Origin of the sequence: Kribbella sp. NBC_00889 (genome assembly GCF_045207705.1) — a bacterium.
Lineage (GTDB): Bacteria > Actinomycetota > Actinomycetes > Propionibacteriales > Kribbellaceae > Kribbella.
In genome coordinates this window covers 7,959,390-7,982,788 of the sequence record NZ_CP108783.1, presented here as the reverse complement: position 1 = coordinate 7,982,788, position 23,399 = coordinate 7,959,390, and the positions used below count along the sequence as shown (strand labels likewise).

The following is a 23,399-nucleotide window of genomic DNA, read 5'->3' as shown; positions in this document are numbered from 1 at the left end:
GGACCTGCGGACGCTGCTAGCGTTCACGCCGTCACTCTTGGTTCACAACTGGGGAGAGAAACAACGATGTTGCGTCCGTTGATCACCGCAACCGCTGCGGTCGTACTGCTGGCCGGCTGCAGCGGCGGTGACGACAAGGCATCCGATTCCACCGCGGGCGACGGCGGTCAGTCGGCATCGAGTCCGGCAACACCCGAGGTCCCTTCGTTCGACCCACCCAAGGCTTTCTCCCCGGTCGCCGGGCTCGCCGAGCCGCAGGTGCCGGGGGACAACGACTACACGGTCCAGGCCGGCATCGTCGGCCAGACCTCGCTCTACGCGGGAGCCAACGGCATCACCGGCGTCAACGTGACCGGTGCCCACTCCTGGCAGGTCCTGTCCAAGGAAGACACGACCACCACGACCTCCGACTCCAGCAGCCCGATGGCTCTGCAGCTCGACGGCAAGGAAGTCATCGGGGTCGTCTACGTCCAGCGGGTCCAGGGCAGTGGCACGGAGAAGGCCCACGGCCAGGTCCTGTTCCAGTGGATCGATCCGACCGAGGGCAAGGTCATCACCTCGATCCCCGTCGACCTCACGCCGCTCCTCGGCCCCGACAACGGCGGCAAGGACATCGTCAGCCAGACGTACGACGCCGCGACCGGACAGATCGCCGTCGCCGTCTCGGCCGGCTCCGCGGAGAACGCGAAGAAGGCCGGCACCTTCACTGTTTTCGCCGACCCGAAGGCGAAGAAGTCGACGGTGACGCCGTTCTTCGCCGTCGCCGGTCTGCTCGACGGGAAGATGGCCGGCGCCGTCGGCGACGGGCAGGAGGGCGCGACCGACCTGACCATCGCGACCGCCGACGCCACCACCGGCAAGGTCACCAAGAAGACGCCCGTGAAGGCGAACTACCTCCGGCCGGCCGGCTTCGGCGCCAAGCGTGCGTACCTGTCCGGCTCGGTGTACGTCCCGGCCCCGCCCGGCAAGCTGGACGGCTACTACTCGTCGAGCGTGTACTCCGTCGACATCGCCGGCGGCGCCTTCACCACGCTGACGTCGACGCTGAAGGACGACATGAACTCGGTCTCCTACGAGTGCCGGGGTGACCAGAAGAACTCGGTCGTCTGCAGCGGCTCGCGCCAACTGGAGTCGGTCGAGATCATCGGCTTCGACGACAGCACCGGCAAGAAGGTGTGGGGCTACACGAACGAGTCGGCCAGTCGCGTCGTACCGAGTGTCACCGCCGTCTTCCACGGTGTGGTGTACGCCCAGGCCGAGAAGGACGCCGTACTGATGGACGCCGCCACCGGTCAGGACATCGCCTCGCCGACCCCGACGCCCGGCGACGGCGGGACGCCCTCCGACGGTGCAACGCCGTCGGCCAACGGGACGCCGTCGGAGTCGACACCCACGGAGAGCTCGTCGTCCTCGGACAACATCGGCGGCTTCGGCGACACCACCTTGCTGTACGGCGAGCCGAAGTCGCCCAGCATGGTCTCGACGTACGGAAGCGTCTACCTGCTCGAGCCGGGCGACAAGGCCCCGATGTCGACCGAGACGGTGCTGGTCGTCCAGAAGGCGATCGGCTGACGCCAGCGGACCGGGAGGCCCCGACCAGCTGGTCGGGGCCTTCGTCTGTCTAGACGTCGGTGCGGTGGAAGTTCTGGTACGACCGCGACGGCGTCGGGCCGCGCTGGCCCTGATAGCGGGAGCCGTACTTCGCCGAGCCGTACGGGTGCTCGGCCGGGGACGACAGCCGGAAGAAGCACAACTGGCCGATCTTCATCCCGGGCCAGAGCTTGATCGGCAGTGTCGCCACGTTCGACAGCTCCAGCGTCACGTGCCCGGAGAAGCCCGGGTCGATGAACCCGGCGGTGGAGTGGGTGAGCAGCCCGAGCCGGCCCAGCGAGGACTTGCCCTCCAGCCGCGCCGCCACGTCGTCGGGCAGCGTCACCAGCTCGTACGTCGATCCCAGCACGAACTCACCGGGATGCAGGATGAACGGCTCCTCGCCGTCGGGTTCGACCAGCCGGGTCAGGTCGGGCTGTTCCTCGGCGGGGTCGATGTGCGGGTATTTGTGGTTCTCGAACACCCGGAAGAACCGATCCAGCCGCACGTCGACACTCGACGGCTGCACCATCGCAGCATCGAACGGATCCAGCTGGACCCGTTTCGCGTCGAGCTCGGCCAAGATGTCACGGTCGGAGAGCAGCACGACAGGAACTTAGCAGCGTGCTGCGTCTCCGCCCAGTTCTGCCGGCCCGTTCGGGTGCCTGGCGGCGGATCGTCCGGAGCCCTCAGCTCCCCGGCGTGACCTCACCACCAGACCGTCCCGGCGATGGTTCCGGCACCGTTGCGGCGCACCGAAACCCGGGCCTCAGGCAACGATCAGTCGGCCAGCTTGTTGAACTTCGACACCTGGGTGGCGAAGGTCTTCACCTGCGCCGGCGACCAGTCCTTCAGCAGATCCTCGATCACCTTGTGCCGCTTCTTCCGGGCCGCCGTCAGCTTCCGCTTACCGGCCGCGGTCAGGGTCAGCAGAGTCGCCCGCGCGTCCGACTTGTCGGCGGCCCGCTTCAGCAGGCCCTCCTCCTCCAGTCGTGCGCAGGCCCGGCTGACCGGGCCCTTGTCCACCTCGAGCGCCGCTACCAGGTCGGCCATCCGCACCGGCGCCAACTCCTCGACGTGGTTCAGCAACGCGTACTGCGCCGGCTCCAGGTCCGGGTGCGCCTCGTCGGACAGCGTCCGCTGCAGGCTGCGCAGCCGCCGCGCCAACGTGACGAGCTCCTTCTCCAGGTTCTCCAGCGCGTCACTCGTGTCTGTTGCCACCATTCACCCCTTCATCCAGTTGCCCCGCAACCATCTTGTCCGGTCCCGAGGACCGTGTCCTCACGTTGCGTCAAATGTTGCCCCCGGCAACGCGTTCTAATCTGCCAGAAGATGACCGACCTGCCCAGTCCTGAGCGTGCCCTTTGTGAAAACTCCCCAAGAACCCCTGGCGCAAACCGCCCGCACGCGCCTTTTCGATGCACCGGGCATCGTCTTCGTCCCGTTCGGTTGACCCGGCAGCAACCAGCGGGTCCGCCGCGCCGGACCCGGCGTGCCCGCGGCCCGCCCGATCGGCTATGCTCTTCTCCGCCTGCTGGTCCCACCACCAGACAGTGCGGGTGTAGTTCAATGGCAGAACATCAGCTTCCCAAGCTGACAGTGCGGGTTCGATTCCCGTCACCCGCTCCACAGCGAAACCCCAGGTCAGTGGCAGGATTCTGACCTGGGGTTTCGTCATCTCTGTGACCCGATACCGGCGCCGTGCCCGTTACGTGCCCGATGCCGCCGCGAGACCGTCGTCCGGGTCATCGCGCAAACCTTCCGCGACAAGTTCTGACATTGCCTGGGCGACCCCCTGGTGTCGCCGGTCGTTGGTGTGGAGGTAGATCAGCGCTGCCCGACTGCTGGCGTGACCCATGCGCTCCATCAGCTCTCGCAAGGTCGCGCCGGACTCCGCTGCCCACGTGTTGCCGGTGTGCCGTAGGTCGTGGAAGTGCACGCGGCCGGTCAGACCAGCTCCCTTGAGTCCCTTCCGCCAGTTCCGCTGGAACGTTGACCTGCGCAACTGTGCGCCCTTGGCTCCCGTGAAACGAACGCTTCAGGCGCTCGTTTGACGTAGATGTCGAAGTGCAGCCGCAGATCCTGCATGACAATCTCCGGAAGGTACACCGTCCGGCGCCCGGCCGCCGTCTTCGGTGGACTGATCTGCAGTTCGCCGGTCGGCAACTCGACGGCGGCCTGTCGAATCCTCAGCACTCCATTGACCAGGTCGACGTGCCGCCTTTGCAGCGCTGCCAGCTCACCCCAGCGCAGGCTGCCGAGAGCAGCAACCAGAATCAGGGAGCGGAACCTCGGGTGCATTGCATGTGCCAGCTTGTAGACCTCGGCAACGGTCAGCACCGGCCGTTCCGGACTGCGCTCCACAGCAGCTCCCTTGATGTAGCACGGGTTGGTTTTGATGAGTCGGTCTTCGACTGCGGTCGAGAGAATCGACCGCAGCAGCCGGTACGCCTTGGCGGCTGTAACTGGTCCAAGGCCACCGTCCAGGAGTGATTGCCTCCAGCCCCGCAGCATCGGCGCGGAGAGTTCACGAAGCGGCTTGGTGCCCAGTGCCGGCGCAATGTGGTTCCGCAGCAGACCGCCGTACAGAACGAGCGCCTTCGACCGGAGGCCGGGCCGCTCACGGATCCACTTCTGCAAGTGGACTCCACACCCACCTAAACGACACGATCGAAATCTTGAAGGACTCCGCAGAAAGGCAACAACGTGATCCCCGCTGACGACAGCGTCCTCGTCCTGGTCGACGTCCAGAACGGCTTCGTATCACCACCGTCGGCACACGTTGTGCAGCCGATCGCAGACTTCACCCGCCGATGGGCAGCATCCGGACGCCCGTACGTCATGTCCCGCTTCATCAACTACCCAGACTCCCTCTTCGAACAGCTGATCCGCTGGACCGCGATGATGCCCGGCACCCCCGGAAACCGAGCTCGTCCCTGAACTCGCCGAACTGGTCCCCGGCGCGGCCGCAGTCATCGACAACCGACGTACTCCTTCTTCAACGACGAAGGCACCGAGCTGATCGCCCAGCACGGCTGGAAGCACATCGTCATCGTCGGCCTCGACACCGAGTCCTGCGTCCTCAAGACAGCCGTAGACGCATTCGAGCTAGGGCTAGTCCCATGGGTCATTGAGGACCTGGTCTACAGCCACGCCGGCCAGGTCGAGCACGACGCCGGACTGCTCGTGACCGGCAGGTTCATAGGCCGGGGGCAGCTAGTTCAAGCCCGAGCAAGCCTCGCTTCACAGGCCAAGGCTGCGACTGCCTGAGCGTCGGGCGGCGCAGCCGGGCGTCCAGCCGTACGTTGAGTCGGCGCGCTTGCAAACAGGAGGACAGATGGATCTGTGGGCAGTCCTGGTCACCGGGGGAGTGGGACTGGCGGCTGGGCAGGTCGGCGCGTGGCTGCAGGCGCGGCGAGATGCGGCGGCCGACAAGCGGCGACAGTCCGGGGAGATTGAAAGGCTGAACCTACAGTTAGCGGACAGCCGAGAGCAGCAAGCAACTGAGCGCGCGCAAAGAGACCTGCTCGAGTGGCGCGAACGACGGCTGGCGGTATTTCAGGTGGCATCGACCGCTTATCAGGCAATCTCCAAGAATACTCTTCGACTCACGCGCACGAGCGACCCGGTGCAGGTAGTCACAGCTATAACTCGGATACGTGACGGCAGCGGCGTGCTTGAGGATCATCTAGATAAATCGATGCTGATCTCGACGAGCGAGACGCGTGATCGTGCATGGGAGCTGATGACGGTCCTTGGTTCTCTTATGCGCGCTACTGAGAAATATGAGCGTTGGGTTGTCGAAATTGTAAATGATCCAAACATGGGGCAGGCGATGCTGACTGAAATCGTGGCAGATCGCCTGCGGCGTCTCGGCAGGATCGATGAGCCCTCATCGACCGTCGAAGATGCTGAGGCGGCCGAGCTTGCCAAGCGCTTTGAGCGCGAGAGTTATGCGTTCATTGAAATCGCGGAGGCCTGGCGAGATGCCGATCGGATCGAACTGGGAGTACCTAGCTAGCCGCGTCGCAGAATCGTCATGGCGAATGACCTCGAAGAAGAGCGGCCCGCGCAGGTCGGTTCGGGCGGAGCAGGCGGATGACCGAACGCCTGGCCGGCGTCTGAACGGTCGGCTAAACACAAACAATCCTGAGCGACTACGAACCCGTTTGCTTGGGTTCGGTCGCAGGGAGGTGCCGGCACCCGTGAATCACCGCCGCGTCGCGCAATGCGCCCGCAATTCTCTTGATTTGCTTAGCTGAGGCGACGGGCCGGAAGTCGACGTAACTATGGCCTCTCGGGCACGGGTCGGGCCGGGATGCACCGGTCAACAGTGGTCCATTCAGATCGGCCGGCCAGTTCCCAGACCCTGAGGCCGAACTGGCTGCGGCGGACAATTCTGTTCCCCAAGCTGACAGTACGGGTTCGACCCGTCATCTGCTCTAGATCAAACGCGGTCAAAGGTCTGGCCCGATACCAGCCGCACCTGCTGGAGCGGCGTTCATTGGCGGGGGCTGTGCCGCCGGATCAGCACCCGCGCGGCCTCTCGGAACGGCACCACCAGGTACACCGCAATGCAGAAGTAGAGCGCTATCGCCAGTATCGGCAAGGCGAGCCCGATGAGAATCGTGATCACATACGCGATGACGATGGGCAGGAATTTCCGCTGGTTTGTGTGCAGCTCCTCGCCCTCTTTCGGCGGGGAGTAGAGGTGCTCGTGCCGCGCGTACGCGTCTAGTGCGGCCCCCAGGAGGCGGATGGCCAGGAGCGTGAGCCCGTACATGGTGGCATACACCCGTTCGCCGCTGGCGCTACGCAGGGCGTCGGCGACGAGCTGCGTCGGGAAGGGCAGGAAGACGACCACGAGCAGGACGAGCAGGTTGAGGCGCAGGAACAGCGGATCAGTCTGTGCGAGCTGATCGGTCAAGGCGGTGTGCTGGAGCCACGCACCGCCGATGGTCAGGAAGCTGATGACGTAGGCCAGGTAGGCGGGCCAGGCGTGAAGCACCTGCTGAAGGGGTGTGCCCGGTGGGCGGAGGGCAATATCCAGGACGAGCAGCGTGATGGCGAATCCGAAGACGCCGTCGCTGAATCCTTCCATCCGGTCCTTACCGAGGACCCGGCGTCCGCGCGGAGTGTCTGGGTCAGCTGGCACGGCACCGCCTCCTTCGCGTCGGCCGGCAGCCGGTGGCGTCGACGACCGCGGGCCCGGCTGCCTGCTGCCGCAGCACAGATCCAGATTGCCTGACCGGGAGTGATCATGCCACCGCCAGCGCCCGGTAGAGAGCCCCTGGGCAGGTGTCCCGTTTCAGGCGATCGGCTCACCGAACTCGTTCGCTTTGGACGCACGCTTGGCCTGATCGGTGCACACGCTCTGGTCGTGCACGGACACGCGGTGCCCGCGGTGCAGTCCTCCTGCCCCGCGCCGAACGCCGACGAACTCCGCGCGTCGAGGAAGCACTTGGCGAGCGCTAGGCGGAGCGGTTCACAGTAGACAAGTCTGTTCCCAAGCTGACAGTGCGGGTTCGATTCCCGTCACCCGCTCCGCTTGTCAGAACAAAGTCCAGGTCTCTTCGTGACCTGGACTTTTCCTTTGCCTTGCGCTCCTATTCAAGCGGTTGACCTACGAGACCGTTGCTCCGGTCAACGGACTGTGGATGTGCTTGCGGGTGGTGGATCGGTGGGTGAGGAGCGCGGCGATCGTCCACACGACGGCCAGGACGGTCATCGGGAAGAGGTCGCCGTCCTCCTCGGTGAAGACGAGGATCAGACCGAGATTCACCGCGGCGTGGGCGGCGGTCGCGACGGCGAGGTTGGTACCGCGGGCGGATTGCAGGACTGCGCCCATCACCACCGAGAGCGAGGTCGCCATCAGCACGAACAAGCCCATGTAGACGACGCCGTACGCGAACCCGCCGACATGCCAGAAGCCCCAGAGCACGCCGACGATGAGCGACGAACGCAGTACCGGGAGGCGAGTCTGTAGGTAGGGCTGGAGATAGGCGCGCCAACCGAGCTCCTCACCGGCCGCGCCGACGACCATCGTGATCACCAGCACTCCCAAGGGAAACGGCAGACTTTCGGCTCGCCAGCTGTGGCCGGCGATCACGTGGACGAGCACCGACGCGAGCAGCGCCGCCATCACGATGCCGACGACCAACGCACTCCGGCCGGCCGCCACCGCGACCGGCGTGAAGCGGGCCCGCACGCGCGTCGTACGACGGAACAGCAGGAACATCACGCCGACCCCGAGCGCCGGCGCGAACTGCACCAGCTGGATCAGGTCCGGGTCGGGACCGGTCGCGGCCTGGATCGCGTTCAGCACTCCGCTGAACACCATCGTGGCCAGATAGAACACCAGCACGCGGAAGAACATCGTCACTCCTGGGCGAGGTAGGGCGCGAGCATCAGGTCCAGCTGCTCGGAGAGGAACTCGCTGAGCGAGCCCCAGCCGTTCACCGCCCAGACCTGCAGCGCGCCGTTGAAACAGACAAGGGTGTGGCGAGCGAGAGCCGGTACGTCGGCATCCGGGCGCAGCTCACCGGCGTCCTGGGCCGCGCGGTACAGCCGGGCGCAGCTGTCGACGATCGCGGCCGAGTGCGCCAGCGCGTGCTTCCGGAACTCCGGATCGGCGACGTCGAGCTGGACGAACCCGAGCCCGTTGCCGAGCTCCTCGCGGTGCTTGATGTGGGCAACGGCCGTCAGCGCGAAGGCCCGCAGGGTCGCCAGCGGCGAGGTGTTGCGCGCCTCGGCTTCCTCCGCCGCCCGCAGCACCATCACCGGCGACCGCGCGGCCGAGGCGAGCAGCAGACCACGCTTGGAGCCGAACCTCTGCACCAGTGTCGGCGCCGCCAGACCGACCCTGGCGCCGACCGCCGCGAGCGTCAGTTTCACCGGTCCGAGCTCGGCCAGGACCTGACGAGTGGCGTCCAGGATCACGTCGTCGCTGACCAGCCGCGGCCGAGCCATCCTGACCCCTCCCGAGTTTGTGAACCATCATTCGTTAATGACGGGACAGTAACAGATCCTTGTTGGATCAGTTAGTCAATGGCAACGGGTGAACAGCGGGACCCGGAGAGGGCCCGCGTGGGTGCTCGTTGCCCGGTCCACCCGCCGCGGGCTGGGTTCGTCGTACCAACGGGAGCCTCTTCATGCGTTTCGCCCGCACCGCCTTGGGTCTGTTGCTGACACTGATAGGCCTGGTCGTCACCTTCGCCGGAGCCGCGGCCGCCTTCTGGCTGGTCGGCCCGGACAACACGATCTCCACCGGCAGTCAGTCGTTGACCAGCAAGGGCCTGGCCGTCATCACCGCGCCCGACCTGCTGGACCGGCACGGCCCGACCCTGCACGTGACCGCGACCGGGACCAAGCCCGTGTTCGTCGGCGTCGGGCAGGACCTGGACGTCTCCAACTACCTGGCCGGCGCGGCTCACACCCGCGTGATCCGGTACGACGTTCCGTCCACCTTCAGCACCCAGCAGATGCACGGCGGCATCCCGCGGCTGACACCGCCAGGCGAGCTCGACTGGTGGGTCGCGAAGTCCGGCGGCAACGGCCCGCGGTCGATCGCCTGGCCGATCCAGGACGGCACGTTCGACGTCGTCGTGATGAACGCGGACGGCAGCCCGGCGGTCGGCGCCGACGTCCGCTTCGGCGTCGAGGTGCACCGCGGGTTCGGCATCTGCCTGCTGGTCCTCGGCGCGGGTGTCGTCCTCCTCGCCCTCGGCCTGGCCCTCGCATCCCGCCGCCGCCCGGCCGCACCGGTCCCGGCTTTCACACCCGCGCGCATCGCCTCGGTCCCGGCCCCGGCTCGGTCCGTGCCGGCCTCGCCCACTGCCGCGCCATCCAACCCCACGCCGGCCAACTCCACGCCGGTCGCCTCCGCACCGGTCGCCGAGCCGGTGTCGCCCTTCGCGCCCGAGCGGGTCAGCCCGTTCGCGCCGGTCGCGACCGACCCCCCGGCGTACCGGGCGCCCGCCGACGAACCGATCACCGAGGAGGTCCCCGTCTGCCTCCCGGCGCTCACCTACCCGCGGCCCGTGTCGAAGCCGGCCAAGCAGCCCATCCCGGCCGCGCCGATGCTGATGTCCCCCGCCGCCGTCGCGCGCGCCAAGTCACCCGCGCTCCTCACCCCGGTCGGTGCAGGCGGCCCGGCGTACGACGAATCGCCCTACCAGGAGCCGGTGGTCGAGCCGGAGACGGTGTCTCTGGTGGAGTCGCCGGAGTTCGAGAAGAGTGACGAAGCGGTCCGGAGGACGGCCGCACTCCTGGCCAGCGGCGCTTTGTTGCTCACGACAACGAGTTGCGGCCTGCTCCCGGCCAAGAACAGCATCGTCGCCTCCGACACCCGCCCGGCCGTCACGCTCGCCGACGCACAGGCCGTCGTCGCGAAGTACAACCAGCTCAACAACCGCGCCAACGCGAACCGCGACGCGAAGCTGTCCGAGACGATCGAGGCGGATCCGACCCTGGCGCAGACCCGGGCCGGCTTCGTCATCGGCCGCAAGCTCGACGCGGCCGGCAAGGACTCCACCAAGCCGTTCACCTACACCGATCCGCAGATCGGCGCGCCGGAGTTCGGGTCGTACCCGATGCGGTTCGTGGTCAGCTCCTGCGTTTCCGGTGAGCCGGACAGCCGCCAGCTCGGCGTCTGGCAGCGGCAGAGCGCGGGGACGCCGTGGCTGCTGACGAACTCGGTCTACCCGTCGGCCTCGATGAAGCTGCCGCCGATGGAGGGTCTGCGGACGCCGCACAAGACCGATCTGGACAAGCTCCACAGCCTGCCGACTTCCGCTGCCACCAACCTCGCGGCGTACCTGTCCGGCGGCGCGAAGTCCGCGCAGGCGAAGTACTTCGTCCTTTCGCCGGGGTCGGCGAAGCTCCTCGAGCAGCGGGCCGAGGCCAAGGTCGCGGACACCAAGGAGTCGTACATCGCGAGCGTCTCGGACACGTTCACCCCGTCCGGCGACCCGCTGACCTTCATCACGTCGTCGGGTGAGGCGCTGGTTTTCCTGGCCCTGACCGAGCAATACCTGCAGCGCGTCGAGCCGGGGTCGAACGCGTACTGGACCAGCGGTGGGGCGACCGCGTTCAGCAGCATGGTCAAGTACACGCAGACCCTGCACCAGGACTATCTGCACCAGGTAGCGCTGGTCATCCCCACCAAGGCGAGCGGCGGCACGATCCGCATCCTCTCCATGGACGGGCAGCTGGTCGGCGCCGGAGGGTCCTGAGCCGCGTTCCGATTAGTTGGCGGCAAGCGGTTGCTGAAGGATAGTTCCGGCTGGTTGACTCCGGGCGTGAGGTTTTTCCCATCCGCCCGGGAGTATCAGTGGACATCACCCGCCGTCGCCTGCTGTCGTTCGTACCCGCCACCGCTCTGCTGACCGCGGTCAACCCCGCACCCGCCGCCCGCGCGGCCGAGACGATGACTGCGATGGACGCCGACCCCGCCCAGTTGCTCACCAACGCGATCGGCATCTACGCCGGTACGCCGGAGTCCAACGCGCGTCCCGAGGTCGCGGCCAAGCTCACCAGCCTCGACACCACCGCTCGAACCTGGCTGGCGGCGCTGGACACCGCCGGGGCGGGCGAGCTATTCGCCGGTCTCCCGCTCGGCACGAGCGACCCGAACCTCAGCGCGTCGTACCAGCACCTCTACGAGATCGCGATCGCCTTCCGCCGTCCCGGCCCGCCGTCCGATCTGCAGGGCAACGAGCAGGTCCGCGCCCGCGTCGCCGAGAAGCTCGGCTGGCTGCACGACAACTACTACGGCGACCAGTCGAAGGGGTACTACGGCAACTGGTTCACCTGGGAGATCGGCATCTCGACGTTCGTGTCGAAGACGCTGGCCCTGATCGACGCACCAGCCGAACTCGTCACGCCGTACGTCGCCTCGATGGACGCGTATCTGCGCAACGGCAAGGACGGCGACGTCGACCTGGATTCGCGTTTCCACACCGGCGCCAACCTCGTCGACATCACCGCGAACCGGGTGCTGCAGGGCGCGCTCACGGGTGACGACGCGCGGATCCGGCAGGCGCTGCAGGACCAGTTCACGGTCTTCGCCACGGTCGATCCGTACAACCTCCAGCACGGCGTCACCGATGGGTACTACGCCGACGGCTCGTTCATCCAGCACGCGTCCGTCGCCTACACCGGCTCGTACGGGAAGGGTCTGCTCAGCCGGGTCGTGCAGACGATCAAGGTGCTCGACGGGACGGAGTACGCGCAGGGCGGCGACCTGGTCGGCGTGGTCCAGGGCTGGGTCGAGGACGGGTTCGCGCCGCTGATCTTCGAGGGCTGGATGATGGAGATCGTCAAGGGCCGCGCGGTCTCGCGGACCACCACCGGGTACGCGGACGTGGCCGTCGTGGTGGAGGCGATCGTTGATCTGGCCGACTACGCCGCGGGGGACGACGCCGCCCGGCTGAAGTCGTTCGCGAAGTTCACGTCGCGGCCGACGATCAACCCGACCACCTTCGTCTCTCCGGTCAGCGTCGCCCGGTACGCCGACATTCAGGCGGACCCGGCGATCGTCCCGGCCGATCTCAACCCGGCAGCGAGCAGTACGGCGTTCAACGCGATGGACCGGACCGTGCACCGGCGGCCCGGCTTCGCGTTCGCACTGGCGCGGAACTCGGAGCGGATCAGCAAGTACGAGTACATGAGCGGCGAGAACCTGATGCCATGGTTCCAGGGCGACGGCGCGCACTACCTGTACCTGACCGGTCAGGTACAGACCCAGGCGTTCGGCGTCGACTACTTCACCGCCGTCTCGCCGTACGCGCTCGGCGGTGTGACCGCGCCGGTGGAGACCCGCAAGACGATCCCGGAGCTCTACGGAACGCCGTACTACGACAACCCCTCGCATCCGCTGAACTTCACCTCGTCGTCGGAGTCGCAGAACACCTACGTGTACTTCCCGGTCGGGACCAACGCGTACTCCGGCGGCGCAACGCTCGGCGCGTACGGCGCGACCGGGTGGGTGCAGTCGGACGACTTCGCCTACGCGTCGCGCGACATCCTGCCGGACGACTTCGTGGTCTATCGGAACGCATCGGCGACCAAGTCGTGGTTCATGCTGGACGACGAGATCGTCGTTCTGGCGGCCGGGGTAGGCGACAAGGATCGGCCGGTGACGACGACTCTCGACACTCGCATCGCGGCGCAGGGCGCGCCGGTTACGATCACCGGCGTACGACGGGACGGCCGGGAATGGACTGGGACGGGTACGACGGATCCACGGTGGCTGCGGTACACGGATGGTGGAGTTGCGCTCGGGTACTACTTCCTGCAGCCGAGTCAGGTGTCGGTCGGACTCGAGGAGGTCACGCGGAGCCGGCGGGTGGTGCGGACCTCGAACCCGGACACGGCCGTGACCAAGCAGGTGTTCGGGCTGACCGTCGCGCAGCCCGCCCGGGCGACGCGGGCACTCGCGTACGCATTGGTGCCTAACGCAATGGAATCCACATTGCGCGGCTACCAGCACGGGCGGATCGCCGTACTGTCGAACACCTCACGACTGCAGGCGATCCAGCATCTCGGGCTGCGGCTGACCGGCGCGAACACCTTCACGCCCGGTCATCACAACCTGCCCGGGCTGACGATCGATGGGCCCGCGTCTGTGTTGTTGCAACGGCATGCCGATCGGACGACGACGGCCGCCGTGTCGGACCCGACCACGCAGCGCGACACGATCACGGTGAACCTGTGGGCGCAGTACCTCCGGGCCGAGTCCGCGGATCCCGGCGTACAGGTCGTGCGAACGGTGACTGGGACGCGGCTGACGTTCACGACGCGGCACACGTATGGGCGCAGTCTGACGGTCAAGCTTCTTCCAGCCTGGTGATGAGCGTCCGCATGGTGGCCAGCGTCGTTCGCAGGTCGTCGAGGGCGACGTCATTGCTGAGCTTGGCGGCGAACGGGTGCTGGGCGACGGCGATCTGCCGGATCGCCCAGTAGCCGGCCTCGGTACAGGCCAGCAGTTTGGCGCGGCGGTGCGCCGGATTCGGCTGGTACTCGGCGAGGCCGCGTTCGACCAGCAGGTCGGCGATGCGCTGGACCCCCTGGCGGCTGACGCCCATGATGCGGCCGACCTCGGCGACCGACCGCGGCTCATCCAGCACGCCGCCGAGGACCTGCCACCACGCGGCGGTCAGCCCGCCGTGCGCGGCCAGGTCCTGGGCGGCCTCCATCAGCCGGGCGTTCAGCCGGAATGTGGCGAGGATGACGTCGGTCAACAGCACACCACCTTCCGTCGCCGGTCCCGGCTGCGGCCAATCCTTGCGGGGTGGAACCGTCATCCGACCAGGATCGGGTACGCCGATGGGTCGGCGCGGTGGAACACGCCTTCGTACGCATCCAGCTTGCGGTCGTCCGCGAGGCCGAGCCGCTGCAGCGTCGCCCGCGCGAACTGCACCGGCGAGTCCGGTCCGGCCGTGATCAGATCACCGTCGACCACCGCTCGCTCGTCGACGTAGTTGTCACTGCCTTGGTAGCCCGTGGCCTGCAGGTACTCCTTCATCGCGCTCGTGTGCTTGCGCTCGTCCAGCAACCCAGCCCGCGCCAGCCCAGCCGTCGCGCCGCAGATCGCCGCCACCGGAATCCCGGCATCGAGGAACCGCTGCGCCAACTTCGCGAACTCATCCCCTCGCCCGTCGTCCCACTGCCCCGAGCCCGCCAGCACCAGGAGATCCCCTTCATCCGGCTCAACGTCGGCCAGCGCCACGTCCGGCACGATCCGCATTCCGCCCATCGTCACGACCGGCTCAACGGTCTCCCCCACAGTCACCACCGTCCACGGCACCCCGGTGAACCGCCCAGTCCGCAACTCGACCAGCAGATGCCCGATCTCCCAGTCCGCCCACGTCTCATACACCGCCACATAAACTGTCCTCATAGACAATATACTGTCATAACGACAACATGCTGTCAATGATCGGCACGTCTCGAACGAGTCGATGGCGGGTTGTTTGACCACTGACAGGTTTCACGGCGCCAGTGGTCAAACAACCCGCTATCCGGCTTCCACAGCTTCCTTGATTTGGGTGGCGGTGGAGATGGCGGTGTGTTTGGTGGTGTCGATGACCAGGTCGGCGGTGGGGAGGAGCCAGGTTCGGGCGGCTTGGTATTCGTCGACGTGGTCGTGGCGCCAGGGGCGGATGTCTTTGCCTTCGGGGTCGGCGTCGATGCGGGCGTGGAGGGTTTCGGCGTCGGCGTCGAGGAGGACGTGGATGACGGTGTGACCGAGGGCGTGCAGACCAGTGGTGATCTCGCGCCAGTAGTCCTCGACCAGGACTGTTTGTACGGCGACCAGGTGCTGGCCGGTGAAGCGGGCGACCTCGTCCATGACGACGGGGACGAGGGTGCGCCACGGCGGCAGTTGCTGGAAGTCGGTGAACTGCTGGTCCTTCAGGTTCGCCGACAACATGTAGCCGACGTACTCGGGATCGAACAGCCGGGTCCCCTCGGTGAGCTCGACCAGCTTCCCCGCCGTCGTCGTCTTCCCCGCCCCGAACGTCCCGTTGACCCAGATGATCGTCATGGTGCGGTACGACGCTCCGCCGCGGCGATCGGTTCGAGGCGGAGGAGTGCGATCCCGGCGACCGCAGTCGCAGCCGCGGACAGGACCAACGCGCCGCGAATATCGAGTACCGCCAGCAGATTGGTGGAGCCGAGCAGCGGGATCGTCTGCGCCAACGACAGCAGCGATTGCAGCCGGGTGAGGTGCGACCGCGGCGTACTGCGGACGAACACCGGCGCGATGTGCGACGTGAAGATCCCGACGCCAACACCCTGGACGAACGTGACACCGACCGCGACCGCAACGGACGCCGCCGCACCCAGGCCCGCGATCCCGACCGCCGCAAGCAAGCACCCCAGTCCGCCGGCCAATCCCGGTCGTGCGAACGTTCCGAACCGCGCCACGAGCAGCGTCACGATCAACCCGCCGGCCACGCCCACACCGACAACCAGACCGGTCTCCGACGCGGTCCAACCGTGTGCGCGGGCCAGCAACGGTACGCACAACAACCGCACCGGCAGCACGAACGCCGCGACCAACGCGACCACCAGCAGGACACTCCGCAGTACCGGGTCCCGCCATGCCACCCGGATCCCGTCCCCCGCCTCCCGCAGCACCGACCGCGGTGCATCCGCAGGTCTCACGTCGTACGGCGGTCTGATCGCGAGCAGCACCAGGAACTGGACGGCGAACGTCAGCCCATCCACCACCAACGCCCCCACCAGACCGACAAAGGCAACGATCACCCCGCTGATCGGACCGGCTCCGAGCGTGACGATCTGCGTGACCGACGTACGCAAAGCCATCGCCCTCGGCAGCTCGTCCTCTGTGACGAACAACCGAGGCAGAACGCCCGCCGCGGGCAGTGCGAACGCGTCGACCGTCCCGACTACGGCTGCGGTCACCAGCAGCAGCGCAGCGGTGACGTTGGAGGCCACGGCGGCCAGGGCGAAACAGCAACTGCCGACGAAGGCCGAGCAGACGAGCAGCATGCGGCGTGGGCCCCAGCGGTCGCCCAGGACGCCACCGAGAAGGAGAAGTACGGCGCGCGGCAGGGAGAAGGCGGTCAGCACGAGCCCGGCGATGTGCGGCGCGATTCCGGTCGCCGCCCAGCCGAGGGCGAAGAAGAGCGCGCTGTCGCCGAACGCCGAGAGTGTGGAGCCCGCCAGCCAGCCGTAGTAGCTCCGGTTCACCCGTCCAGCCGGACGGGCATGACGAGCGTGGTGAACGTGCCCTGGTCGGCCGACCGTACGACGACCGGCCGGTCCTGAGCGCAGATCTCGAGCAGTACGTCGGGACCGACGCTCACGTCGAGCGCCGCCGCCAGCAACGACGCGGTGAACCCGATCCGCGCCGCGCCCGACCCGATCACCTCGAGCAGCTCGCCACCATCGATCCGCAACTCCCCCGAACCGATGTCAAAGGCAACAACCTCACGACCCTCCAGTGCCGCCCGCAACGCCGTCCGATCCACCACTACCCGGCACACCGGTGGCGCCAGCCCGTCGAGGATTCCTTGGTACGCCGGGTACTCCGCATCCACCACCGCGATCTCGCGCGATTCCCCGTCCCGCACGATCACCGCATCCTCGCCCCGGATCTCGAGCTCCACCACCTCACCTGCCGCCGCCCATCGGCTCAGCCCAGCCAGCTCGTCCGCCCGCACCAACACTCGTCCTGCCGCCCCACCAAACTCCACCGGCCGCACAGTGCGGACCGCCAACCGATACCGATCCGTCGCCACGAACACCACCTCATCCGCCCCCACCTCAACCAACACACAGTCCAGCGCAGCCAAGGCCGCCGCCGACGCCTCGGGACTCGGGGTGGTGGAGGCGGTGTCGCTGGCGGCGGGAGCGACCTGGCGGACGGCGCTGGCGAATTCGGGGCCGCCTAGGACGACCCGGGTGTGGTCTGCGGTGAGGTGGGTCAGGAGGTGGTCGGCGGCGGCGCGCGCGGCGGCTGTCTTGGCCTCGACGGTGCGCAGGTGCGCCCGCACGAGATCCGCCAACTCCGCCGGATCGGCATCCAGGGCCAGGCGGACCTCGGCCAACGGCAGGTCGATCTCCCGCAGGTCGCGCAGGAGCCGGGCCCGGGGTTGCTGGGACGGGGCGTAGTAGCGGTAGCCGTTGGAGCCGTCCACCGACGCGGGCGGGAGCAGGCCGCAATCGTCGTAGAACCGCAGGGCGCTCGGCGCCAACCCCACCAGCCGGGCGAACTCACTGATCGTCAACCTCGAAGTCATGCCGCGACCCTCAGCCCTGAACCAACTCGAAGGTCAACTCCGCAGCCGCCCCCACAGGCTCAGCGTCTTGCCGAACCGCTCGCCGCGGATCCAGTCGAGGATGCTCTTCGCGGACCGCTCCGGCGACACGTCGCCACGCACCGATCGCGGCACGTGCTTGCGAATCTCGGCCGCGTCCGCCAGCGCCTCCTCGATCTGCGCCTCGGACCAACCGCGCCCGGCCAGTCGCTTCCGCCGTACTGCCTCCGAGCAGTCGAGATGCAGCCATCTGCCCTCCGGCAGCTCCGCCGGCAACAACGGCGACAGCAGCAGGACCGGGATCCCGGACCGCCTGATCAGCTCGGTGATGCGCAGCCACAGCGCGTTGTATGCAGGCCAGATCGGCGCCGCGGTCGGACTGGCGATGTTGATCCCGAGCAACCGGCCGTGATCGTCCAGTAACTCGTCCATGTCCATCACGACCATGTTTCCCGGGCTCAGCCGGACCAGCTCCGGCACGACCGTCGTCTTCCCGGCCCCGGGCGCACCTGTCACCACGAACAACCTCGTCACAGTCCTAGTGTGGGGTCACTCGATCAAGAGACGCACGGGAGGCCGTACGTCGGGCTCCAGGGTCGGCAGACCGGCTATGCCGGGAGTGATCGACCCCAGCACGCTCGAGTGCAGCGCCCCCGTGCAGCTCGGCACCGTCCCACCGAGTCCGTGAGCCGTCAGGAACCCGAGTACGGCGAACGCGTACGCCTCCTTCGTCGCCGAAGGCAAGCCCAGCTCGTCGGTACTGCGCAACGGCACCGCCCCGAGCTCCCCTGCCAGCAGATGCATCAGCACCGGATTGCGGATCCCACCACCGGACGCGATCACCTCGGTCCCGCCATACCGTCGTACGGCGTCCGCGACGGTTCGGGCCGTCAACGTGGTCACCGTCGCGACCAGGTCGTCGGCCGGGACATCCGGCAGCCCTTCCAAGGCCCGGGTGAGATAGGAGAGGTTGAACAACTCCTTCCCGGTGCTCTTCGGCGCCCCCCGCTCGTAGTACGGCTCGGCCATCAACCGCCCGAACAGCTCCGGATGCACCCGCCCACGCCCAGCCATCGCCCCATCCGCATCGAACCCGAGCCGCCCGCCCGTCAGCTCGGCAACCACCGCGTCGATCAACGCGTTCGCCGGACCGGTGTCGAAGGCAACAGGTTCGCCATGGACAACGGTGATGTTCGCGATCCCGCCAAGATTCAGGGCAATCGGTACGCCGGACCGCCCGCGCAGCCACAGCACGTCGATGATGCTGACCAGCGGCGCGCCCTGACCGCCCGCCGCAACGTCACGCGCCCGTAGATCCGAGACAACCGGAATGCCTGTCGCCTCCGCGATCCAGGCGGGCTGCCCCAACTGCAGCGTCCCGCGGACCGACCCGCCGTCGACCCAGTGGAACACCGTCTGCCCGTGCGACACGATCAGATCGGCGTCTCCGCCGCACAGCTGCTCGACCGCCTGCCGAGCGACATCGGCGAACGCCTGCCCGATCCCCGTGTCCAGCCGGCAGACATGCTCCATCGATGTATTTGCCGGTGGCAACGACCTGGCCACGGCAGCGCGCAGGTCGTCCGAGTAGGGCTGGCTGAGCATCCCGAGCGGAGTCAGCACCAACTCGTCCCCGTCCAGCCGCAGGTCCGCAGCAGCAGCGTCGATGGCGTCGTACGACGTCCCGGACATCAGGCCGATGACTCGCATGTCAGTCTCGCAACTCCCGTCGGTAGTCGTCCCCGCGCAAGGTGAGCAGCGCGCCCACGCTCACCGCACACGTCACCATCACATACCAGGCCGGGATGTGGATGTCGTCCGTCCGCTTGATGAGCTCGGTGATGATCAGCCCATCAACCGACCGATGCCCAGGGCAATCGCCTTCGCCACCTCGCCCGCCGCGGCCGGCTCAGGCTCGCGCTCCTGCACCCGCCCGAAGTTCGGCGTCTCCTCGAGCTTGAGCCGCAGCCACAGTGCCACCAGACCGAGCGGCAGCGCGACCAGGAACGGCACCCGCCAGCCCCAGTCGTTCAGCGCCTCCTCGCTCAACGTCGTCGCCAGGATCGCCGCCAGACCCGCTCCCGCGAGGAGACCGAGCGCGACGGTGAACGACTGCCAAGCGCCGTACAGCCCACGCTTCGTCTTCGGCGCGAACTCGGTCATGATCGACACCGCGGGTCCTCTCCTGCTTGACCCCCGTAGGTTTCTCCCACCCCTGGATCCATCTTGGTCTATTAGTCACCAGTTCCGCGACCCCAGGATGCGACCTTCCCCACATTCCCCGTACGCGATCGTCGCGCCACGCCCTCCCGGCGGCCCGCCGACCCCTTGACACCGGGTGAGCGCCGATCGATGATCGGTGACGCTATACCGGTTTACCTCCGCTCGCCGCCTCCGCTTGCCGCCAGGCGGCGAACTGGACTTAACCGTTATAGCGCACCGCCCACTTTGACGAGGAGTCGATCGATGAGTCCACAGCTCATGCGGAGAAGGACCCTGTTGTCAGCCCTGGCCGCGGGCACCGCGACGGCCACCACCGGGGTCGCGCTGCCGGCCCAGGCGCAGCCGAAACGATGCCGGGCCCGGAAGAACGGCCCGATCTCGGTGGTCTACGTCGAGGTCAACAACGAACCCATGACGAACGTCGCGAAGTACACGCTGGCCGGCGGCGGCGCGCAGGTGTTCGACGTCGCGGTGATCTTCGCGGCCAACATCAACTACGACGGCTCGAAGGCCTACCTGTCCTTCAACGAGAACGTTCAGAACGTGCTCGACAACGTGGCCACCCAGGTCCGGCCGCTGCAGCGGAAGGGTATCAAGGTCCTGCTGTCGATCCTCGGCAACCACCAGGGCGCCGGCTTCGCGAACTTCCCGTCCCAGCAGACCGCCGACGCGTTCGCCCAGGAACTCGCCGAGGCGGTCAACCAGTACGGCCTGGACGGTATCGACTTCGACGACGAGTACGTCGAGTACGGCAACAACGGCACCGGCCAGCCGAACGACTTCTCCTTCGTCTACCTGGTCCAGGCCCTCCGCCAGAAGCTGCCGAACAAGCTGATCACGCTCTACGACATCGGCCCGGCCTCGGACCGGCTGACCTACAACGGCCAGAGCATCGCCAACACCTTCGACTACGCCTGGAACCCGTACTACGGCACCTGGGGCGTCCCGAGCGGCCCGACGTCGAAGGCCCGCCTCTCCCCGGCCGCCGTGTCGTACACCGCGACCAGTTCGTCCACCGCGGCGAGCCTCGCGCAGCGCACGGTCGACGAGGGGTACGGCGTCTTCCTCACCTACAACCTGACGTCGGCGGACACCCACACCTACATCTCGGCGTTCACCCAGAAGCTCTACGGCAGCGCCGCCGTGTACACCCCGTGAACTAGAACTCGTACTCCCAGCCCGGCTTCCAGTCGAACGGGGCGGCGATCAGCTCCTCGATCGGCGCGCGACTGCCCAGAAGGTGCTCGAAGGACCACCGGTTCGCCGAGTGCGCGACCACGAGCACCTTCCGGCCGTCGTACCAGCGCTTGACGTCGGACAGGAACGACCGGGTCAGCTCGACGATCTCGGCGTAGCTCTGCCCGCCGGGGAACGGCGTGTCGACGCGCTCGACCCGCGGCTCGAGCGCGCCCGACCGCGCTCCGTTCAGCTCGCCGTAGTTGCACTCGCGGAGCCGCCAGTCCTGGAAGTGCGGCGCACTCAGGCCGGCCAGCTCGACCGTGTGGACGGCCCTCCGCAGGTCGGAACTGAAGATGACATCGACGTCGCGCCGGCGCGGGCCGATCGCAATCGCCGCCCGGATCCCGGCCTGCGACAGCTGCCCCGGCAGCCATCCGGTCGAGATGCCGCGCTCGTTGTCGAGGGTGATCGAGTGGGTCTCGTAGATCAGTCGCGTGGTCACACCTCACACCTAATCGCACTTTGCCTTCATTACCGGCCGGTATATACTCAAGTTACTCGTGAGTATTGCGCTGCGAAGAGGTAGGGGAACCCTGTGAACCACTACAAGTCGAATCTGCGGGACATCGAGTTCAACCTGCTCGAGGTCCTGGGCCGTGACGCGGTGCTCGGGCAGGGCCCGTACGCCGACATGGACGTCGACACCGCGCGTGAGGTGCTGGCGGAGATCGACCGGCTGGCCAGGCACGAGCTCGCCGAATCCTTCACCGAGGCCGACCGCAACCCGCCGGTCTTCGACCCGGAGACCCACGAGGTCCGGATGCCCGAGGCGTTCAAGAAGAGCTACCACGCCTACATGGACGCCGAGTGGTTCAAGCTCGAGCTGCCGGCCGAGCTCGGCGGACAGCCGACCCCGCCGTCGCTGCGCTGGGCCGCCGCCGAGCTCGTGCTCGGCGCCAACCCGCCGGTGCACATGTACGCCGCCGGCCCGAACTTCGCGCACGTGCTCTGGCGCAACGGCACCGAGCGGGACCAGAAGATCGCGCACCACATCATCGAGCGCGGCTGGGGCGCCACCATGGTGCTGACCGAGCCGGACGCCGGTTCCGACGTGGGTGCCGGGCGCACCAAGGCCACGCTGCAGGAGGACGGCAGCTGGCACATCGAGGGCGTCAAGCGGTTCATCACCTCGGGCGAGCACGACCTGACCGAGAACATCATCCACCTGGTGCTGGCGCGGCCGCAGGGCATCGACGGCGTCGGTGGTCCGGGCACCAAGGGCCTGAGCCTGTTCGTGGTCCCGAAGTACGACTTCGATCTGGAGACCGGCGAGCTGACCGGTGAGCGCAACGGCGCCTTCGTCACGAACGTCGAGAAGAAGATGGGCATCAAGGTGTCCACCACCTGCGAGATCACCTTCGGCGACGGCGTACCGGCCAAGGGCTGGCTGCTCGGCGAGGTGCACGACGGCATCGCGCAGATGTTCCAGGTGATCGAGTACGCGCGGATGATGGTCGGCACCAAGGCGATCGCCACCCTGTCCACCGGCTACCTGAACGCACTGGAGTACGCGAAGGAGCGAGTGCAGGGCGCCGACCTGACCCAGCCGGCCAAGGACGCGCCGCGGGTCACCATCACCCACCACCCGGACGTCCGCCGGTCCCTGATGACCCAGAAGGCGTACGCCGAGGCGCTGCGGGCGCTGGTGCTTTTCACGGCGACGTACCAGGACCGCGCCGAGCAGGCCCGGTACGCCGGTGAGCATGACGTGGTCGCCGAGGGCGTGAACGATCTGCTGCTGCCGCTGGTGAAGGGCTACGGCTCGGAGAAGTCGTGGACGCTGCTCGGCACCGAGTCGCTGCAGACGTTCGGTGGCTCCGGCTTCCTGCAGGACTACCCGATCGAGCAGTACGTCCGGGACGCCAAGATCGACACCCTGTACGAGGGCACCACGGCGATCCAGGGCCAGGACCTGTTCTTCCGCAAGATCATCAAGGACCAGGGCAAGGCGCTCGGTCACCTGGCCGAGCAGATCCAGGGCTTTGTCGCCTCCGAGGCCGGCAACGGCCGGCTGAAGGAGGAGCGCGGGCTGCTGGCGAAGGGCCTGGAGGACACCCAGAAGATCCTGGGCGTGATGGGCCAGGCGCTGATGGCGAGCAACCCGCAGGCGGAGAACGGCGACCCGCGCAACATCTACAAGGTCGGCCTGAACACGTCGCGGCTGCTGTACGTGCTCGGTGACGTGGTCTGCTCCTGGCTGATGCTGCGGCAGGCCGAGGTAGCGCTGGACAAGCTGGGTGGCGAGCTCTCCGCCGCCGACCAGGACTTCTACACCGGCAAGGTGGCCGCGGCCCAGTGGTTCGTCCGCTCCACCATGCCGACGGTCCGGGCCGAGCGGATCAAGGCCGAGCTCACCGATCTCGACATCATGGATCTGCCCGAATCCGCCTTCTGACCCGAACCCCTCCGGCTCGACCACTTGCGCGGGTCGAGCCGGAGGCCCGGGCAGATGATCTGCCCCGGGTTGCCCCCACGATCTGCCCTGGTGAGGAACCGCTGTTTGTAGGAGCGTTTCTGCCCGTGGCAACACAGCGGCCCTGGCTTGGCTTCCCCTGTCCG

General features: G+C 67.5%; 22 protein-coding genes, 1 tRNA gene and 1 pseudogene. 8 read left to right on the top strand and 16 right to left on the bottom strand.

Annotation, left to right across the window (positions count from 1 at the left end; translation table 11 throughout):
* Positions 1-66 precede the first annotated feature (66 nt).
* Complete coding sequence (locus tag OG817_RS39245) at positions 67-1,572, top strand: hypothetical protein (protein WP_406050020.1); 1,506 nt, start codon at positions 67-69, stop codon at positions 1,570-1,572.
* Positions 1,573-1,621: 49 nt separating this feature from the next.
* Here the strand turns inward: OG817_RS39245 and dcd are convergent, their stop codons facing one another.
* Together dcd and OG817_RS39235 are read right to left on the bottom strand one after the other, a co-directional pair.
* Complete coding sequence (dcd, locus tag OG817_RS39240) at positions 1,622-2,197, bottom strand: dCTP deaminase (protein WP_406050019.1); 576 nt, start codon at positions 2,195-2,197, stop codon at positions 1,622-1,624.
* Positions 2,198-2,370: 173 nt separating this feature from the next.
* On the bottom strand, positions 2,371-2,814 hold the full coding sequence (locus tag OG817_RS39235; protein ID WP_238164462.1) for a MarR family winged helix-turn-helix transcriptional regulator: 444 nt from the start codon (positions 2,812-2,814) through the stop codon (positions 2,371-2,373).
* A gap of 331 nt (positions 2,815-3,145) precedes the next feature.
* On the opposite strand from OG817_RS39235, the gene OG817_RS39230 reads away from it, so the two are divergent.
* Positions 3,146-3,219: transfer RNA gene (locus OG817_RS39230), tRNA-Gly, on the top strand.
* A 79-nt stretch (positions 3,220-3,298) separates the two neighbouring features.
* Here the strand turns inward: OG817_RS39230 and OG817_RS39225 are convergent.
* Positions 3,299-3,595, bottom strand: a complete 297-nt coding sequence (locus tag OG817_RS39225; RefSeq protein WP_406050018.1) for a tyrosine-type recombinase/integrase — start codon at positions 3,593-3,595, stop codon at positions 3,299-3,301.
* Positions 3,538-4,230 carry a tyrosine-type recombinase/integrase gene (locus OG817_RS39220; protein WP_406050017.1) on the bottom strand — a complete coding sequence of 231 codons (693 nt, stop codon included), beginning with the start codon at positions 4,228-4,230 and terminating at the stop codon, positions 3,538-3,540. Before OG817_RS39220 ends, OG817_RS39225 begins: the two co-directional genes overlap by 58 nt.
* A gap of 357 nt (positions 4,231-4,587) precedes the next feature.
* Here OG817_RS39220 and OG817_RS39215 point away from each other — a divergent pair.
* Positions 4,588-4,860 (top strand): annotated as a pseudogene (locus OG817_RS39215) (isochorismatase family protein); the annotation flags it as partial.
* A gap of 67 nt (positions 4,861-4,927) precedes the next feature.
* Complete coding sequence (locus OG817_RS39210) at positions 4,928-5,611, top strand: hypothetical protein (protein ID WP_406050015.1); 684 nt, start codon at positions 4,928-4,930, stop codon at positions 5,609-5,611.
* A 480-nt stretch (positions 5,612-6,091) separates the two neighbouring features.
* Here the strand turns inward: OG817_RS39210 and OG817_RS39205 are convergent, their stop codons facing one another.
* From OG817_RS39205 to OG817_RS39195, 3 genes are all read right to left on the bottom strand, one after another.
* The gene (locus tag OG817_RS39205; protein ID WP_406050014.1) at positions 6,092-6,691 is read right to left on the bottom strand and encodes a TMEM175 family protein; all 600 of its coding nucleotides are present in this window, start codon (positions 6,689-6,691) and stop codon (positions 6,092-6,094) included.
* Between the two features lie 522 nt (positions 6,692-7,213).
* A complete protein-coding gene (locus OG817_RS39200; protein WP_406050012.1) occupies positions 7,214-7,966 on the bottom strand; it encodes a CPBP family intramembrane glutamic endopeptidase in 753 nt (250 codons plus the stop codon).
* Between the two features lie 2 nt (positions 7,967-7,968).
* Positions 7,969-8,559, bottom strand: a complete 591-nt coding sequence (locus OG817_RS39195; protein ID WP_396396978.1) for a TetR/AcrR family transcriptional regulator — start codon at positions 8,557-8,559, stop codon at positions 7,969-7,971.
* 182 nt (positions 8,560-8,741) lie between these two features.
* On the opposite strand from OG817_RS39195, the gene OG817_RS39190 reads away from it, so the two are divergent.
* Both OG817_RS39190 and OG817_RS39185 read left to right on the top strand, forming a co-directional pair.
* On the top strand, positions 8,742-10,823 hold the full coding sequence (locus OG817_RS39190; RefSeq protein WP_406050011.1) for a hypothetical protein: 2,082 nt from the start codon (positions 8,742-8,744) through the stop codon (positions 10,821-10,823).
* 98 nt (positions 10,824-10,921) lie between these two features.
* A complete protein-coding gene (locus tag OG817_RS39185) occupies positions 10,922-13,441 on the top strand; it encodes a polysaccharide lyase family 8 super-sandwich domain-containing protein (RefSeq protein WP_406050010.1) in 2,520 nt (839 codons plus the stop codon).
* On the opposite strand, the gene OG817_RS39180 is transcribed toward OG817_RS39185, so the two are convergent.
* The 8 genes from OG817_RS39180 to OG817_RS39145 form a co-directional block, all read right to left on the bottom strand.
* Positions 13,419-13,895 carry a MarR family transcriptional regulator gene (locus OG817_RS39180; RefSeq protein ID WP_360455319.1) on the bottom strand — a complete coding sequence of 159 codons (477 nt, stop codon included), beginning with the start codon at positions 13,893-13,895 and terminating at the stop codon, positions 13,419-13,421. The genes OG817_RS39185 and OG817_RS39180 overlap by 23 nt on opposite strands.
* Positions 13,892-14,491: a DJ-1/PfpI family protein gene (locus OG817_RS39175; protein ID WP_406050009.1), complete on the bottom strand. Its 600-nt coding sequence runs from the start codon at positions 14,489-14,491 to the stop codon at positions 13,892-13,894. The genes OG817_RS39180 and OG817_RS39175 overlap by 4 nt, the downstream gene beginning before the upstream one ends.
* Before the next feature lie 117 nt (positions 14,492-14,608).
* Positions 14,609-15,136, bottom strand: coding sequence for an AAA family ATPase (locus OG817_RS39170; protein ID WP_406050008.1), 528 nt, complete (start codon positions 15,134-15,136; stop codon positions 14,609-14,611).
* The gene (locus OG817_RS39165) at positions 15,133-16,308 is read right to left on the bottom strand and encodes an MFS transporter (RefSeq protein ID WP_406050007.1); all 1,176 of its coding nucleotides are present in this window, start codon (positions 16,306-16,308) and stop codon (positions 15,133-15,135) included. The genes OG817_RS39170 and OG817_RS39165 overlap by 4 nt, the downstream gene beginning before the upstream one ends.
* Positions 16,305-17,360, bottom strand: a complete 1,056-nt coding sequence (locus tag OG817_RS39160; RefSeq protein ID WP_406050005.1) for a MerR family transcriptional regulator — start codon at positions 17,358-17,360, stop codon at positions 16,305-16,307. The genes OG817_RS39165 and OG817_RS39160 overlap by 4 nt, the downstream gene beginning before the upstream one ends.
* 33 nt (positions 17,361-17,393) lie before the next feature.
* Complete coding sequence (locus OG817_RS39155) at positions 17,394-17,912, bottom strand: AAA family ATPase (protein ID WP_360455336.1); 519 nt, start codon at positions 17,910-17,912, stop codon at positions 17,394-17,396.
* A gap of 15 nt (positions 17,913-17,927) precedes the next feature.
* Positions 17,928-19,088 (bottom strand): anhydro-N-acetylmuramic acid kinase, encoded by a 1,161-nt coding sequence (locus OG817_RS39150; RefSeq protein WP_406050004.1) that lies wholly within the window; start codon positions 19,086-19,088, stop codon positions 17,928-17,930.
* Between the two features lie 135 nt (positions 19,089-19,223).
* Entirely contained in the window at positions 19,224-19,541 is a 318-nt protein-coding gene (locus OG817_RS39145; protein WP_406050003.1) for an MFS transporter, read from the bottom strand.
* Positions 19,542-19,844: 303 nt separating this feature from the next.
* Between OG817_RS39145 and OG817_RS39140 the strand changes: the two genes are divergently transcribed.
* The gene (locus tag OG817_RS39140) at positions 19,845-20,759 is read left to right on the top strand and encodes an endo-beta-N-acetylglucosaminidase H (protein ID WP_406050002.1); all 915 of its coding nucleotides are present in this window, start codon (positions 19,845-19,847) and stop codon (positions 20,757-20,759) included.
* 1 nt (position 20,760) lies between these two features.
* Here OG817_RS39140 and OG817_RS39135 read toward each other — a convergent pair whose 3' ends face one another.
* Entirely contained in the window at positions 20,761-21,282 is a 522-nt protein-coding gene (locus OG817_RS39135) for a histidine phosphatase family protein (protein WP_406050001.1), read from the bottom strand.
* Between the two features lie 93 nt (positions 21,283-21,375).
* Here OG817_RS39135 and OG817_RS39130 point away from each other — a divergent pair, with 93 nt between their 5' ends.
* The gene (locus tag OG817_RS39130; RefSeq protein ID WP_406049999.1) at positions 21,376-23,235 is read left to right on the top strand and encodes an acyl-CoA dehydrogenase; all 1,860 of its coding nucleotides are present in this window, start codon (positions 21,376-21,378) and stop codon (positions 23,233-23,235) included.
* Positions 23,236-23,399 lie beyond the last annotated feature (164 nt).